Source organism: Bacillus sp. V5-8f, from assembly GCF_002863565.1.
In the GTDB taxonomy this organism is placed as follows: domain Bacteria; phylum Bacillota; class Bacilli; order Bacillales; family DSM-1321; genus Peribacillus.
Map to the genome: position 1 here is coordinate 496875 of NZ_PGUW01000004.1, position 15592 is coordinate 512466.

The 15592-nt window shown below is 41.0% G+C and carries 14 protein-coding genes and 3 other RNA genes; 14 read left to right on the forward strand and 3 right to left on the reverse strand.

Annotated elements, in window-relative coordinates; all coding sequences use genetic code 11:
• The first annotated feature begins 21 nt into the window (after positions 1–21).
• The 12 genes from CUU64_RS22915 (at position 22) to CUU64_RS06600 (ending at position 11656) form a co-directional block, all read left to right on the forward strand.
• Entirely contained in the window at positions 22–306 is a 285-nt protein-coding gene (locus tag CUU64_RS22915; protein ID WP_308302338.1) for a hypothetical protein, read from the forward strand.
• Positions 278–2305 carry an ATP-dependent DNA helicase gene (locus CUU64_RS06550; RefSeq protein WP_308302345.1) on the forward strand — a complete coding sequence of 676 codons (2028 nt, stop codon included), beginning with the start codon at positions 278–280 and terminating at the stop codon, positions 2303–2305. The genes CUU64_RS22915 and CUU64_RS06550 overlap by 29 nt, the downstream gene beginning before the upstream one ends.
• Positions 2306–2414: 109 nt before the next feature.
• Complete coding sequence (locus tag CUU64_RS06555) at positions 2415–4574, forward strand: PAS domain S-box protein (protein WP_101632450.1); 2160 nt, start codon at positions 2415–2417, stop codon at positions 4572–4574.
• 775 nt (positions 4575–5349) lie between these two features.
• A complete protein-coding gene (locus tag CUU64_RS06560; RefSeq protein WP_101632451.1) occupies positions 5350–6510 on the forward strand; it encodes an MFS transporter in 1161 nt (386 codons plus the stop codon).
• Positions 6511–6844: 334 nt separating this feature from the next.
• Positions 6845–7037, forward strand: a non-coding RNA gene (gene ssrS, locus CUU64_RS06565) — 6S RNA.
• A 58-nt stretch (positions 7038–7095) separates the two neighbouring features.
• Positions 7096–7287: non-coding RNA, 6S RNA (ssrS, locus tag CUU64_RS06570), on the forward strand.
• 58 nt (positions 7288–7345) lie between these two features.
• A non-coding RNA gene (gene ssrS, locus CUU64_RS06575) (6S RNA) lies at positions 7346–7537 on the forward strand.
• Positions 7538–7704: 167 nt separating this feature from the next.
• The gene (locus tag CUU64_RS06580) at positions 7705–8556 is read left to right on the forward strand and encodes a GDSL-type esterase/lipase family protein (protein WP_257985441.1); all 852 of its coding nucleotides are present in this window, start codon (positions 7705–7707) and stop codon (positions 8554–8556) included.
• Positions 8553–9470 (forward strand): ABC transporter ATP-binding protein, encoded by a 918-nt coding sequence (locus CUU64_RS06585; RefSeq protein WP_101632452.1) that lies wholly within the window; start codon positions 8553–8555, stop codon positions 9468–9470. The genes CUU64_RS06580 and CUU64_RS06585 overlap by 4 nt, the downstream gene beginning before the upstream one ends.
• Complete coding sequence (locus CUU64_RS06590) at positions 9463–10443, forward strand: ABC transporter permease (protein WP_101632453.1); 981 nt, start codon at positions 9463–9465, stop codon at positions 10441–10443. The genes CUU64_RS06585 and CUU64_RS06590 overlap by 8 nt, the downstream gene beginning before the upstream one ends.
• A gap of 171 nt (positions 10444–10614) precedes the next feature.
• Positions 10615–11454, forward strand: a complete 840-nt coding sequence (locus CUU64_RS06595; RefSeq protein WP_101632454.1) for an MBL fold metallo-hydrolase — start codon at positions 10615–10617, stop codon at positions 11452–11454.
• 19 nt (positions 11455–11473) lie between these two features.
• Entirely contained in the window at positions 11474–11656 is a 183-nt protein-coding gene (locus CUU64_RS06600; protein ID WP_101632455.1) for a YozQ family protein, read from the forward strand.
• Between the two features lie 128 nt (positions 11657–11784).
• On the opposite strand, the gene CUU64_RS06605 is transcribed toward CUU64_RS06600, so the two are convergent.
• On the reverse strand, positions 11785–12117 hold the full coding sequence (locus CUU64_RS06605) for a DUF2680 domain-containing protein (RefSeq protein ID WP_101632456.1): 333 nt from the start codon (positions 12115–12117) through the stop codon (positions 11785–11787).
• Positions 12118–12239: 122 nt separating this feature from the next.
• Between CUU64_RS06605 and CUU64_RS06610 the strand changes: the two genes are divergently transcribed.
• On the forward strand, positions 12240–12983 hold the full coding sequence (locus CUU64_RS06610) for a YqjF family protein (RefSeq protein ID WP_101632457.1): 744 nt from the start codon (positions 12240–12242) through the stop codon (positions 12981–12983).
• Positions 12984–13143: 160 nt separating this feature from the next.
• Here the strand turns inward: CUU64_RS06610 and CUU64_RS06615 are convergent, their stop codons facing one another.
• Positions 13144–14061: an NAD(P)/FAD-dependent oxidoreductase gene (locus CUU64_RS06615; RefSeq protein WP_101632458.1), complete on the reverse strand. Its 918-nt coding sequence runs from the start codon at positions 14059–14061 to the stop codon at positions 13144–13146.
• Between the two features lie 190 nt (positions 14062–14251).
• Between CUU64_RS06615 and CUU64_RS06620 the strand changes: the two genes are divergently transcribed.
• Positions 14252–15067 carry a DUF2935 domain-containing protein gene (locus tag CUU64_RS06620; protein ID WP_101632459.1) on the forward strand — a complete coding sequence of 272 codons (816 nt, stop codon included), beginning with the start codon at positions 14252–14254 and terminating at the stop codon, positions 15065–15067.
• 38 nt (positions 15068–15105) lie between these two features.
• Here the strand turns inward: CUU64_RS06620 and CUU64_RS06625 are convergent, their stop codons facing one another.
• Entirely contained in the window at positions 15106–15423 is a 318-nt protein-coding gene (locus CUU64_RS06625; RefSeq protein ID WP_101632460.1) for a winged helix-turn-helix transcriptional regulator, read from the reverse strand.
• Positions 15424–15592 lie beyond the last annotated feature (169 nt).

Genomic DNA, 15592 nt, shown 5'->3' on the forward strand with positions numbered 1-15592 from the left:
TTAAATGAATCAGGTGATGTTATGAATTATAGCTATCGCATTTCGGTAAGATCGTTTGTTGAGTATGTTTATCGTAGTGGCAGCCTCGATACGCGCTACTATATGAATAATAGTATGGCGGAAGGGACAAAGGTCCACCAAAAAATCCAAAAACAATATCGAGAAAAAGACCAAAATGAATGTTTCCTTAAGACAGATCTTGAATATAAGGACATTACCTTTCAAATCGAAGGAAGGTGCGACGGGCTTTTGTTTGATGAAGGGACCGTCACGGTTGATGAAATTAAATCCAACCAGAAGTCTTGATTTGGTATCTGCAGACAGCCATCCGGTCCATTGGGCACAGGCTAAATGCTATGCATATATGTATACAAAAGCAAATGAGCTAGATCAAATAAATGTGCAGCTGACATATGTTCATACAGAAACAGAACAGATCAAGCGTTTCCAAAAGTTGTATTCTTTTACAGATTTACAGGCCTTTATTCATCAAGTCAGTGAACGGTATTATCCATTTGCGAAATGGCAGGTAACACATTTAATCCGCAGAAATCAGACCGTAGGGGAATGCAATTTTCCATTTTCGGAATATAGAAAGGGCCAAAGAAAACTAGCGGGAGCTGTTTATCAAACCATAAAGGAACAAAGGAGTTTATTTGTTAATGCTCCCACAGGAATAGGAAAAACGATTTCGACCATCTTTCCGTCCCTAAAAGCAATGGGGGAAGGAATGGTTCAAAAGATTTTTTACCTGACTGCACGTACCACAACAAAGCAGTTGGCAGAGGACGCCTTTTCTCTATTGACTAAAGATGGCCTGTCGCTCAAAACAGTTACCATCACTGCTAAGGAGAAGGTTTGCCTTCAGGAAGAAACATTATGTACGAAAGAGGAATGCGAATTTGCTGATGGATATTATGACCGGCTTAATGATGCCATACTTGATATATTAATGAACGAAAATATATTGAATAGTCAGGTGATTCAACGATATGCCAGAAAACACAAATTATGCCCTTTCGAGTTTTCGCTTGATCTTGCCTATTTGGCCGATGCCATCATCTGTGATTACAACTATGTATTCGATCCGCGAGTTTCGCTAAAACGCATCGTGGAGGAGCATAAGAAAAAAACAGTATTACTTGTTGATGAGGCACATAATTTAGTGGACCGGGGCAGGGACATGTTTTCGGCAGAGCTAAATAAATCACCATTTCTACAGTTGAAAAGAGAGTTTAAGAATATTGATAAAGGCCTCTTCACCCATTTTAAAGAAATAAATCAATTTTTCATCGATTTAAAAAAAGAGCACGAATCAATGAATGCCTTCGAATTAAGTGCCATACCGGAAACATTAATTGGACTTCTTAAACAGTGCGTGGAAGCTGCGGAACAATTTTTATCCGTGTCGGTGAATGAAGGGGATAAAGGTCTATTGCTTGAGGTGTACTTTGCTGCGCAGAATTTCTTAAGGATTTCTCAATTGTATGATGAACATTATACAATTTATGCAGAAGTAAAACGCAATGAAGTTAGGCTAAAACTATTCTGTCTTGACCCATCACAGCTGCTTCAGAAAATCTCGGCCGGATTCAGGGCGACGATTCATTTTTCAGCAACTTTAATGCCGATGCCTTACTACAAAGAAATGCTTGGCGCGTCGGTTGATGACTATTCCATTTCTATTTCTTCACCCTTTTCTCGTGAGCAAACGGAGGTTTATATCAAACGGGTGTCGACCCGTTACAGGGATCGTGAATCATCTAAGGGAGAAATTATCGACATGTTAGAAAGTATTTTAACCGTAAGAAGGGGCAACTATCTAGCGTTTTTCCCTTCCTATCAATACATGAATTTAATATATGAAGCTTTAAATAAGGAAACTGGTATTAAAACCCTCATTCAAAGCCCGAATATGATAGACGCTGAAAGGGATGCTTTCTTAACGCGGTTCCAGGAAGAAAACGAATCTACTCTGCTAGCATTCGCCGTAATGGGCGGTATTTTCTCAGAGGGTATCGATCTAAAGGGTGATCGTCTAAACGGCGTCATTGTAGTTGGTGTCGGAATGCCTCAGATTGGTTTCGAACGGGATATTATTAAAAATTATTTTCAAAGACAAGGAAAGAACGGGTTTGATTATGCGTATGTATACCCAGGTATGAATAAGGTCCTGCAGGCAGGGGGGAGGCTTATTCGGTCAGAGCAAGACCATGGCCTGATTGTACTGGCTGATGATCGTTTTTTGACATCCAAATACCAACACATGCTCCCTGAAGAATGGGAAGATTTTACAATTATCTAATACTTTTATCCTAATAATAGCGCGCAGACAGCCGTAAAGTTATTGTTGTACAAGTGCAAATACGATAAGATGATTAGTAAGTCTTGACAGGAAAAGGTGATTAATAATAATGGATGCCGGTATCGTTTCTACCAATCCGATTTTATTATTGGTGGCAGTAATCTTAACGTTTATCGCGACGTATACAGCGCTCGATTTGTTGACCATGCTTCAAACAGCGGAACGTAATAAGAGATTTCTTTTTCTTGGAGCGAGTTTTTCGATGGGCATCGGAATTTGGACGCTCAATTTTTTTGGTGTTTTGGCCTTTGATATAAGCGGTGCTGCAACTTATAATGTGCCGGTGGCCATTTTATCGATCGTTCTAGGCATGGCATTGGCATCGATGGGCTTTTTTTCTGTCACAACCCAAAGGATCCGGTTCACAAATGTGGGCATTTGTAGCCTCCTGCTAACAGTCGCCCTCCTTTCTAATTATGTCGTTGGCATGTATTCATTGAATTATAACTTAAACATTCATATTTATTTGCTATCATTCACTATTGTTCTTATTTTTTGTTTATTTTTGTTTGCGTTCATGGTGTTATTTTATTCAAATAGGATGGGGACATCGAACCGCCTATGGTTTAAGCCGGTTTCGACTTTTATAATTACTGGTGCCATCGCACAAGGGCATTTGTTATTGCTAAGAGCACTGCCTGTTGATGCTCCTGTGAGAACGATCAACCAGCTTGTAAACGAAACGCCATTCATCGTTTATTTGGTCATATTCATGTCCATTTTGATATTAACAGGCCTTCTTGGATCTAGTGCAGCCATTAGCAGGCGCCTTGCTGCGAGCGCTCAGCACGTCAAGGATATTCGATCTGCTTTGGACCAGTCGACGATTGTGGCTATCACTGACGCTCAGGGCATTATTACTTACGTGAACCAAAAATTCATTGAAATCTCCAAATATAATGAGGAAGAACTCATTGGCCATAGTCATGCGGTGATTAACTCTGGCTACCACTCGAAAGCTTTTTTCGCAGAGCTTTGGAATACAATCTCAAAGGGGAGGACCTGGAAAGGGGAAATATGCAATAAAGCTAAAGATGGGACATGGTATTGGGTGGATACAACAATTGTTCCCTTTATGAAAAATGGTAAGCCTTATCAGTATATTTCGATCCGTACCGATATATCCAACAGAAAACAAGCGGAAGAAAGCTTAAAGAATTCGATCAAAGATGTACGTGATATCCATTATGCACTCGAACAATCCTCTATTGTCGCTTTTACGGACGCAAAAGGAATCATCACACAGGTTAATAATAAATTTTGTGATATTTCCGGGTACAGCCATGAGGAGCTAATCGGTAGAAATCACAACATTTTAAACTCCGGTTATCATCCGAAATCCTTTTTTCTGGAGCTGTGGAAAACGATAGGGAATGGGAAGGTATGGAAAGGAGAAATCAAGAATAGAGCAAAAGATGGTACTTACTACTGGGTGGACACCACGATTGTACCTTTCCTTCGAGAAAACGGTAAGCCTTATCAATACCTGGCAATCCGGAATGATATTACAGAAAGGAAGAAAACGGAAGAAGTGCTTCACCGGCAGGATAAATTGGCAGCGGTCGGCCAGCTTGCAGCAGGGGTTGCTCATGAAATACGCAATCCGTTAACTTCCATGAAGGGGTATACCGAATTCCTTCAATTAGATGAGTCTGATCCCTCAAGAAGGGAGTTTCTAGATATTATCCTAGAAGAGATCGAGCGCGTGAACAACATCGTGGAGGATTTTATGGTATTGGCAAAACCAAAAGCCGTTCATCTTGAAATAAAGAATATTATCCCTGTTGTCCGAAATGTGGTGTCCTTGATTGAATTCGAAGCCCGAAAACGGAACATCCACCTTCATTTTCATGCTGCTGAGAAAGATGAAATTCTTGTTTTATGCGATGAAAACCGATTGAAGCAGGTCTTCCTGAATTTCTTAAAAAATGGGATGGAGGCTATACCAAATGGCGGCACAATTGATGTAGCGGTCCAGTGGAAAGACGGGGACGTTCAAATATCCATAACGGATAACGGAGTAGGAATACCCGAGGATAAATTAAAGCGGCTAGGAGAGCCTTTTTATACGACAAAGAAAACAGGAAACGGCCTGGGATTGATGGTTAGCTTTAGGATTATCGAAAGCCATCATGGCCGTGTTCTAGTTGAGAGTGAACTGAACAAAGGAACCCGATTTAACATTGTTCTACCTACGAAAACTGCATAAGTAGGAAGAAACAGGGACAACATGTTCCTGTTTTTTTATTTGGTGTATGAGTATTGAATAGAATGGGAAATAAGCACTGATATTCCTAAAAAAAAAAATGATGAATATCATCAAGCCCAGTTAAAGAAAGGGTTAACGAAAGTTAAGATTTGTAATTTCACCTTTCCATTGTCCGGAAAAATTGTATGATAGGCTTGTAATCCATATTGGACAATCAAGGAGGCAAAGGAAAAATGAAAAATGTAAAACAATGGTTATTGGCGTTGATGGCGGCTTTCCGGCTTTCATGTTAACAGGTATTGCCACAGGTTGCAGTGAGGATTCTGGTTCGGAAGGAACAAATACGGAAAAAACTTAAAACACAGAACAAAACACAGAAGAAGGCCCTGAAGAAAGTGTAGATGAGGAAACAGGCACGGAAGAAAGCACAAATGAACAAACAGAAACTGAAAACGAAACTACCCAGGAAGTAACAGACGAAAGCCAGAATTAAATCATAGGGTGCAGACCAGTTATGGCTCTGCACTTTTTATGTAGTTATGAATCCATTATAGAAATACTAGTAAAAATTTTCTAGTAATACTATAATGTTGATGTTGTATATATTTTGATCACAGTGATTCCGTTTCACCATACTGTAATACAGTGCATGTGGGGTTATTGATAACATCGCACTGAAGGTCAGTGAATAACATTGTCCGGATGAGTATTCGGACAATTTTTATTTTAATTAGCGTAAGCGAGAACATAACGACATCTTGGGGGATACATAGTTTTGGAAAAATCTATTCGACTTAACCTGATGAGGCTGCAGGGTTTTTATCTGTTCGCTTTTTTTGCGATGGGGAGCCTCACCCCTTTATTAAGCGTATACTTAAAAGAAGTGGAGCAGTTGGACGGATATCAAATAGGGACAATTATGTCGGTTGGACCGGTGCTCATGATCATCTTTCAGCCATTATGGGGAATGGCTTGCGATTGGACGGGAAAGCCTGCAAAAATCTTGTCAATTGCTACCCTGCTTGCAGGAGTCTTTGGATTGGGATATTTATTTCTGCATCAGTATCTCCTGTTGGTAGCGGTTGCTGTATTCTTGGCGATCTTCCAAAGCGCGATCATCCCGGTTTCTGATAGCATTTCTCTCCAATACACTAACAAGATCAAGGCGAACTACGGAAGCCTCCGTATGTTTGGTTCACTTGGTTTCGGAATAGCGGTCTTTGCAATGGGGCGCTTGTCTGAAACAAACATAGGTCCCACAGTGATTTTCTATGCTTTCTTTCTTGCATTGGCATTGGCGGCAATGCTTGCACTCAAATTGCCGCAGGAAAGACAGGATTCCAATGGGCGAATCACGCAAGGAATAAAGGAATTGTTTACAATCAAGCGATTTTTGATTTTTCTTGCTGTCACATTTCTGATTTTTGGGCCGAATCTTGCCAATAATGTCTATTATGGTTTATTTGTAGAGGCGCGGGGAGGAACATATACCGGTATTGGGATTGCTTTTCTACTTGCCGTGCTTTCTGAAATTCCGTTCATGAGGATTGCGGCAGGCTGGATCAGCAAATTAGGGCTTCTTCCCATAACGCTAGTCGCCGGGGTTGCTTCAATGGTAAGGTGGATATTTTATTTCACTGAACCTGAACTTGGGATTATATATGTCACGTCTGTAATCCAAGGCTTTTCACTGGGTCTGTTTATTCCGGCGGGGCTCCAATATATCCGCCGGATCATACCGGCACATATTATTGTAACCGCAGTAACGGTGTATTCCGCGATTGGAAACGGTCTGGGTAACTGGTTTAGTACCTTTACTGCAGGAATTGTAATGGACAAAAACGGTATTTATAGCGTTTATCTTTTCTTGGGTATTCTTTCGTTTATTGGTGTGCTTCTGACATTCTGGCTCATAAGGCTAGAAAAGGAAATTTAACTTGGCCCAAACAGCGCTAATTGAATAACATTTGTTGTATATTCGTTTTGCAACCACATTTGATACGGGAGCGGGGAAACCATGAATTTTCATTGCTGTGCCACGTGTATCCATTTTCGGGCGGAAAAGAAGGAAAGCTCTATGAGATATTATTGTTCCCGCCTTGGGTTCGATACAAAAACCACTTACCAATTCAATTGCTGGACACCGACACAGAAGGTACAAAAATTGATGAAAAAGCGTACAGAAAGCTCATAGACTTTTTTCCAGGTAGCCGGAAGTACTGGGAAAACCTACACCTTGCGGATTTTATTCGGATCTTGTAGTATTAGAACATAAGCTGCTTTGTACGTATAGCTTAATTAAGTTTTAACCTTTAAGCTGTAATAGGGAGTTTTATATTAAAACGGAGATGGCGGGCCTCTGTCACGGACAAAGGATATACAGGAACGTTTTTGCAAACACCCACTTTGAGGAGTGGTGGTTTAAAACTTTCTTAACAAAGCTACGGCAAGTGCGGCTTACTCTATACACTTTTGGAAATAAACACCTTTGTATTTTACAGAAATTTAGTGTATTATAATTATATAGCTGCGTTGTACGTATTGCATAATAAAGTTTTAACCTTTAAGCTGTAATAGGGAGTTTTATATTGAAACCGGAATGGCGGGCCTTTATCACGGATAGAGGATAAACAGGAACGTTTCTGCAAACACCCACTTTGAGGAGTGGTGGTTTAAAACTTTCTTATCTAGCTACGGCAAGCGCGGCTTACTTCTTATATATCTGGAAATAAACACCTTTGTATTTTACATAAGTTTAGTGTATTATAATTATATAGCTGCGTTGTACGTATTGCATAATAAAGTTTTAACCTTTAAGCTGTAATAGGGAGTTTTATATTGAAACCGGAATGGCGGGCCTTTATCACTGATAGAGGATAAACAGGAACGTTTCTGCAAACACCCACTTTGAGGAGTGGTGGTTTAAAACTTTCTTATCTGGCTACGGCAAGCGCGGCTTACATATTCGAAATTAAACCAGTCCTTCGGGGGCTGGTTTTTTTGTATTCCTGCGTTTTCGGATGGCATTAGGTACGACTCTTTTTCAATTAAAGACAAGTTATGTTTTAATGGTTGTATCAACAAAAATCGAAAGAGCAAACAGGAATGTCGACTAAAAGTTGCCATTTCCTTGGGCAAGCATCACGTCAGCACATCCTGTGCAAGTGATTATGAAAGGATGGTTTTTCTGCGCAAAAACAGTGTGAAACTCGTGACTTCCCTTTCTGTCGTACTTGGGATAGTGTGGTTAGCAGGTTTTGTATGGGCAGTACAGGATTATTATGGAGGACAATCTGCAACAGGGTTAAAACATACACCTGAAAGACCCGTCAATGAAATGGATGGCCAGGAATTGACTATTGTTGCTTTGGGAGATTCATTAACAAGAGGGACGGGCGATGAAACTGGAAAGGGATATGTCGGGCTTGTAACTGAAGATGTTAAGAAACGGTTTGAGGGAAAGGTTACGGTTCATAACCTCGGAATTAACGGACAAACGTCACGAGAGTTGCGAAAGCAGGTAAAGCAAAGAGAGGTCCGCCGCCAGTTAGGTGCAGCTGATACGATTTTGATTACAATCGGGGGAAATGACTTATTCAGAGGAGGACAAACCCTGCTGGATTATAGCCCTGGCTCACTCAGCAAGCTTCAGGTGAATTTTATCCAGAATCTTACATCGATACTAAAAGATGTCCGTGGCGCAAATCATAACGCAACAATCTTTTTTGTTGGCTTATACAATCCATTTATCAAACTGGAAGATGGAGATGAAACGAGCCGGGTTGTAAGGGAATGGAATAGGTTGAGTGAAGAAACAAGCGCTGCCTTTTCCAATGTCGTGTTTGTACCGACCTACGACATTTTTCAATTATCTGTTGATGATTATCTTTACACCGATCGATTCCATCCGAATAAACAAGGGTACCGATTGATAGCTGAACGAGTTGCCCCTTTGATTAAATGGGAGGAGAAGCAGGAATGAGCAAGGTTACTCTCTCAGTTAGCGACTTAAGAAAGACAATAAAGAAGAAAGAAATTATTAAAGGCTTAAATTTTCAACTCCATGAAGGGGAAGTTTTCGGTTTTCTTGGTCCGAATGGCGCTGGTAAAACTACGACGATCAGAATGCTGGTGGGTTTGATCAAGCCCACATCAGGAGTCATACGGATTTGCGGATATGACGTGAAAAGCGAATTCACGAAGGCCATGCAGTATATGGGGTGTATTGTAGAAAACCCTGAATTGTATCCATTCTTATCCGGCTATGATAATCTTCTTCATTTTGCCAGGATGCTTCCTGATGCGGATGAAGGACGAATACAACATGTGGTTAATTTGGTAGGTCTGCAAACCCGCATTCATGACAAGGTTAAAACCTATTCGCTGGGAATGAGGCAGAGGCTCGGAATAGCTCAGGCCTTATTAAATAAACCAAAAGTGTTAATCCTTGATGAGCCAACAAATGGGCTGGACCCTGCAGGTATCAAGGAAATGAGGCAGTTTATTCGAACTCTGGCCGAAGAAGAGGGCTTAAGTGTCCTTGTTTCCAGCCATTTATTAAGCGAAATCCAACTTTTATGCGACCGTGTTGCCATTATTTCAAACGGGGAAATTATTAAAGTTGATACGGTCCACAATCTTCTCAATAAACAGGAAAAAATGATTTGGAAGCTGGAGCCGTTTGAAAAAGGAAAAAAAATATTAAGCAGCTTAACCGAAGTTATCATAACGGAAGATGGCTATATCATTACGCCTTTTGAAGAAGGGAAGGCGGGTGTCTGGAACCGTGAATTGACAAAAGAGAGCGTTCTTGTAATGGAAATGAATCGGAAGCTTCCCGCCTTAGAGGAATTATTCCTTGAATTGACTGGAGGGGGAGGTGGCGGCATTGGCTAAATTAATCCAAAATGAAATGATGAAATTGCTGGCAAGAAAACGGCTGCATGTGATCGGAATCATCGTCACAGTTCTTGTACTGCTTTTTACTTATGCCCAGTATAAACAAGTGGAAGAACAACGGGAAAAGCTTGGTACTGCAGATTGGAGGGCTGCTGTTCAACAGCAGATCATAGATATACAGAATCGGCTTGGCTCGAGCAGGATGTCCGATGATTGGAGGGAACAGCTTCAGGTTACAATGAAACAGCAGCAATATTATCTTGACCATAACATTAATCCTACGGAACCGGGAGCGCCTTCTTTTATGAGGATGTTCGTCGAAAATTCCAGTGACCTATTCATACCGCTCCTCGTCATGATTATTGCAAGTGACCTTGTTTCGTCAGAACATAGCCTAGGTTCCATGAAACTGCTGCTGACAAGGCCGGTGAAGCGGTGGAAGATTTTGCTCAGCAAGTATATTACCTTACTGTTGGCGATATCAATGATTATCGCTATGGCAGGTTTATTATCCTATATTCTCTCAGGCATTGTATTTGGTTATAAGGGAATAAACGCACCTATTATTACGGGCTTTACTGTAACCGGAGGGAATCTGAATACAAGCGAGGTTCGGCTCGTTGAGCAGTGGAAATTTCTTCTCATGGATTTTGGGCTTGTCTGGTTCGTCGCTGTTGTTGTCGGTACACTTGCATTTATGCTGTCCGTTTTAATTAGGAGTACCGCTGCCGGAATGGGTGTAATGCTTGCTGCACTAATTTCGGGCGCGATTCTTAGCAATATGGTATCTTCTTGGGAGTCTGCAAAGTACTTATTTATGGTGAATTTAAAGCTTACAAATTATTTAAATGGGGTGGCCCCTCCGATTGAAGGAATGACGCTTTTCTCATCACTATTGGTTTTATTTTTCTGGTGGGCTTCGGCCCTTGTTGTTTCCTTTGTGGTTTTTACAAGGGAGGACGTATATTAAATTTCTCAATCTGCCTGTGCGTTGCGGGCAGATTTTTTTCATAACTAGATGAGTAATTTAGGAAAAATAGGGAAAGGGACGGATGGAGGCTCTTTAAGTTCTACTAACCATCATATTTCTGGGATGGAATGATAATACTAACAACGCAGTTTGTTAAGGGAGGATTCCATAATGGATGACAATAATATAAGTAAGAAATTCATTCCCGTCACTTCTGTCACAAGCGGCGACAATATAGCTGTTTCGAGTGATATTTTTTGCTTGCCGATTCAGATCGTCAATATCTGTTACATTGGAAATCCCGGCACGAACGACGATTGGGTTTTGATAGATGCCGGAATGCCTAGGTCAGCGGATGAAATCATAGGGACTGCAAGGGAAATTTACGGAGAACATGTTCCTCCAAAAGCCATCATTCTTACACATGGCCATTTTGACCATGTCGGCGCCTTGCTTGAGTTGGTTGAACAATGGAATGTTCCGGTATATGCTCACGAACTGGAAATGCCATATTTGACTGGAAAGAAGGATTACCCGGAGCCAGACTCTACAGTTGAGGGCGGAATGGTGGCCAAAATGTCAAAATTATTCCCAAACGAAGGAATTGATTTAGGGACACATGTCCGTGCTTTGCCAGCGGATGGGTCGATTCCTGTGCTGCCGGGCTGGAAATGGATCCATACACCGGGGCATACCGAAGGCCACATTTCTTTATTTAGGGAAAGAGATCGGGCTTTAATCGCCGGTGATGCGTTCGTAACTGTCAAACAGGAATCACTGTATAAAGTGATAACCCAGGAAAAAGAAATTAGTGGCCCCCCGAGATATCTAACTCCAGATTGGGCAGCTTCCAAGAAATCGGTGGAAAAGCTCGCGGCTCTAAATCCCACAATGGCCATAACTGGACATGGACTTCCTATGTCAGGCGATGAACTAAGGGTTAACCTGGAAAGGCTTGTGTCCGAATTTGACGAGATTGCAAAGCCCGATTATGGAAAGTTTGTAGACTAATCTACCAGGAGGAATTTGTATGGAAAATAATAAAAAAAAACCATCGTTTGATTCAACTGAAATTGCAGGAAGAACCTTTGATTTTGAAGACTATAATAAGGACGAAGAGGTTTCTTCAGGCCTTGCGGAAACACACGAACAAATGAGCGACCATTATGCAGGACGAGGAGATACGGTAGAAAACCGGGATCGCAACATTTAACCGCGGGAACAACCATAAGGACATTGCGAGTTTCCTTGTCAATGCAAAAAAGACTGACCTAACCAGCAGGATTATGCTAGGACAGCCTTTTATACGGAAAAGCCGGCCTCAGCCCGTGCCGGCTTTCTCTATTTATGCTTCCATCTTTTATTATGAAAATGATGGTGTGGCATAAGAAAATCATTTTGTTCAACCATCTTATAGTGATCTTCATACCGTTTTATGATCCTATCACCGGTTTCTTCTGTAATGATTTCAAACTCGACATATTTCCGGATCAACTTTTTCTTTTCTTCTAAAATATTTTTATGAATTTGTTTTAAGTCTGCTTTTTGTTCTGGAGAGAGGTCAATAGTCCGTTCTTGCAAGGGTGCCTGGGCTCCCTCTGCAGAAACTGCGCCTGTGATCCAACCAATCGACAAGGTAAATGCAATACAAAAAGAAAGAATATATTTTTTCATATTCAAACTCCTTCCATTTTTCTATTATTTTCTGTTAAACATACGAGAATTATGTAATATAGAGACCAACACCTAATGCGTGGTCGCGTCAGGCGAGCCATGTCATCAAAAGAGGTGACGTTATGTATAAAGAACTTAAACAAGTCGACCATCGCCCTTTTCCTCTTCCAAAGGCACCTTGGATTATGACACAGGTATGGAGGAATTTGCTTTTTTTGCATTATCCGATTCAGCCCGAAGCAGTTGAAAAATATATTCCCGATGAACTCATGCTGGATACTTTTGAAGGGAAAGCATGGATAAGCATCATACCCTTGAGGATTACAAATATGAGGGTGAGAGGTCTCCCGCCGTTGCCTTTTTTACATTCATATTTAGAGTTAAACGTAAGGACCTATGTGGTACGTGATGGGATTCCGGGCATTTACTTTTTTAGCTTGGATGCAGATCATCTTCTGGCTGTTGCTGGAGCAAGAATTGGTACGGGCCTGCCGTATAAACAGGCGAAAATAAGGTTTAAAGAAGAACGGGAAACATTTCGGTTAATAAGTGAGCGGCTAAAGGAAGGGGACTTACTCGAGTCGCTGGATGTATCTTATAAGCCAAGCGAAACTTTATATGAAACCGAGCCGGGTTCTGTTGACCACTGGTTATTAGAAAGGTACTGTATGTACTCCTTCCACGGGGGTCACTTGCTTAGGGGCGATATTCACCATGAGAAATGGAAAGTAAGAGATGCAAAAGTAGATATTCTTTTTAATTCCATGGCTCCATACTTGTGTTCCAATTGCTCGGATAACCCGCCAATCATTCATTACTCAAGTAGAAGAAGATTCTTTTTTTATCCACTGGTAAAGCTGCTCTAGATTAACGTGTAAAAGGAAAATAAGCTGGAAAATGGCTAATAAAAAAAGAGGTGTCGTCGAACACCTCTTTTTTGCTTTAACAAGTAATCTTCTTAGTTAGAGCACCAAAAATAGTGTAAAATTTATAATTCCTTCGCCCCCGAGATATAATAACAAACAATCAATCTTTTGGAGGTCCTTCTCCCATCAACCGTTTATGGATCCAGATTGCCGCCTGGGACCCATCGCCCATTGCAATGGTTGTTTGCTCGGAATGTGCGATTAGATCTCCGCCCGCCCATATTCCTTCTATATTAGTTTCTTTTGTGCGAGGGTTTACAATTACATGTTTTTTCTCATTTAAGGATACCCCTGCTTGTTTAGCAAGCTCATAATTTAACTTGTTTCCGCTAAAGCCGGTGAATCCTCGTTCCGCTTCAATGATTTGGCCGCTCTCGAGCATAAAGCCTTTTAGATTTTCATCCTGGTCAAGGATGACTTTTGAAACAGGTTCCGTAATTAGCGGTATATTATGGTTGTCTATCGCTTCTTTAGCACTCCCATCAATCTGGGTTTTGCCATGGTTAATATAAATGATATTATCCGACCAATATGTGAGCATAGCCGCCATATTTGCTCCCGTATTTCCATTTCCTAGAACAACCGTTTTTTTTTCTGAAATCTCATATCCATCGCAGTCGGGGCATACATAAATACTTTTGCCAAGGCAAGGCGCCAAATTTTCGATGCTGGGCAGATTATCGACTAGCCCAGTAGCCAAGAAAACAGTCGCTGCCGAATACTTCCCATCTTTCTCGGTTCCCAGTTCAAACCGTCCTTCATTTTTTGTTAGGCTTACAACCTTATCTTGTAAAAAAGAAACGCCATATTTCTCCGCATGCTGCTTACCGAGCCGCCTTAGTTCAGCCCCGCTTACACCGTCAGGCCATCCCAATATATTATGGTAACATTTGCAAATTGTTGACCTTCCCTGGTTAGAGTCAAGTACCAGTACATCATGGTTATACCTTCCTAACTGGATGGCAGCCTGTAAGCCCGCAATGCCTCCTCCGATAATTACACAATCTGTTTGTCTCATCCAGTCGCCCCCACCTTTGAAATGAATTACAATACCTTGTAGGAAATATACCTAGTTTTAAACTTATATTTGAAGATTATACCACCCGGATACAATGAATAAACTATTCTCCACCTGAAGGGAGATTATGAATTCCATTCTAAAAAAAACGCTACCAGAATATATAAAGAGAGGAGAGAGGAGGAGTTTCATGTCATATAAAGAGGAAGCCATGTTTGAGCACAGCTTCTGGCTTCAGGTGCTAGGTGATCATTCACGATTTATTTTAAATACACTTGCGCCGACAGAAGCTCAAGATATACAAAAGGCACAATACTTTAAACAGAATTATGATGCCATGTTGAACGGTCTGCCGAATCTTTCAGAAAACCAGTTGGTGCCTTTTACAAGCAATGTAAAACAGCTGACGCTCCGCTTTCGTGAATTCAAGTTATCTTTGATTAGAAGGCATCTGAACGGCACAATAAAAATCAATATGACTCCAACGTTCATTAACCACATGGTAAATGAACTGGAGGAATACTTAAACGTTATTGGTTACCTTGAGAAAGGAGAAAAACCGCCGATTTTTCATGAACTCCATCACCATCTTCTGTGGCTAATAGATGCAGCAGGCCATGCAGGCATAATAAATGATACAATGGATGCCGTAGAAAAGGATTTAAAGCTTAAATCCGCCGTTTTTTCAAAGAAATTTGAGGACTTTTATTTGAAGGCCGTTGAACTTACGGGGTATTTGCGAACGAATCTTGATAAATTCCCTGCCTTGCAAAAGATGAATAAAGATGTAAAGCTTGAAATAGAGCTGTTTCGAGTTTTTTTGGGGGAGCTTGAGGAATATGAGCTATCCGAGCAGACATTGGGAATCTTTTCTGCATTGATGGCTGATCATATGGCAAGGGAAGAGTGCTATTATTTAATGAAGGTAGCGGAATCGACCCAAACACAGCCTCCAAATTGCAACCCTTCGAAAAAACGGGTGGAAAAACGGATTGAGAATGAGTAAAAAGGAGGACCTTGGTTGGCCTCCTTTTAACCTTATATTTATTTAGCAGGTTCAATCCACTCCGTGCTCCAGTTCTGGATTTCCCTGATTACCGGCTCAAGAGCTATTCCCTTTTCCGTTAAAGAATATTCTATGCGGACCGGCGTTTCTGGGTAAACCTCCCGCTTTACAATCCCTTCCTGCTCGAGATCCTTTAACCGTTCTGAAAGGATTCTTCCGCTAATCGGAAATGAGGATTCAATGTTACAAAATCGTTGTGGACCGTTTAGAAGTTGGCTGACAATTAGGCCAGTCCAGCGTTTACTCAGTATTTGCATTCCTTTTTCAAAACGAGGGCAAATCGTCGATTTCTCCATATTCATCACCTCTATACATATATTATAGCCCGAAAAAAGGAATTGTAACAGATTGACTTTTTAATAACTAATGCCTTGACACTATTAATATACGATACTATACTAGGTTACGTAAAGTAATCGACATAGAATCCGAAATATTTTCCGCTTTTATAAAGGAATTACTTCC

Coding starts and splice junctions, on each gene's coding strand:
- CUU64_RS22915 (WP_308302338.1), top strand. CDS start 22: ATGAATTATAGCTATCGCATTTCGGTAAGATCGTTTGTTGAGTATGTT.
- CUU64_RS06550 (WP_308302345.1), top strand. CDS start 278: ATGAAATTAAATCCAACCAGAAGTCTTGATTTGGTATCTGCAGACAGC.
- CUU64_RS06555 (WP_101632450.1), top strand. CDS start 2,415: ATGGATGCCGGTATCGTTTCTACCAATCCGATTTTATTATTGGTGGCA.
- CUU64_RS06585 (WP_101632452.1), top strand. CDS start 8,553: ATGAGCAAGGTTACTCTCTCAGTTAGCGACTTAAGAAAGACAATAAAG.
- CUU64_RS06595 (WP_101632454.1), top strand. CDS start 10,615: ATGGATGACAATAATATAAGTAAGAAATTCATTCCCGTCACTTCTGTC.
- CUU64_RS06600 (WP_101632455.1), top strand. CDS start 11,474: ATGGAAAATAATAAAAAAAAACCATCGTTTGATTCAACTGAAATTGCA.
- CUU64_RS06605 (WP_101632456.1), bottom strand. CDS start 12,117: ATGAAAAAATATATTCTTTCTTTTTGTATTGCATTTACCTTGTCGATT.
- CUU64_RS06610 (WP_101632457.1), top strand. CDS start 12,240: ATGTATAAAGAACTTAAACAAGTCGACCATCGCCCTTTTCCTCTTCCA.
- CUU64_RS06615 (WP_101632458.1), bottom strand. CDS start 14,061: ATGAGACAAACAGATTGTGTAATTATCGGAGGAGGCATTGCGGGCTTA.
- CUU64_RS06620 (WP_101632459.1), top strand. CDS start 14,252: ATGTCATATAAAGAGGAAGCCATGTTTGAGCACAGCTTCTGGCTTCAG.
- CUU64_RS06625 (WP_101632460.1), bottom strand. CDS start 15,423: ATGGAGAAATCGACGATTTGCCCTCGTTTTGAAAAAGGAATGCAAATA.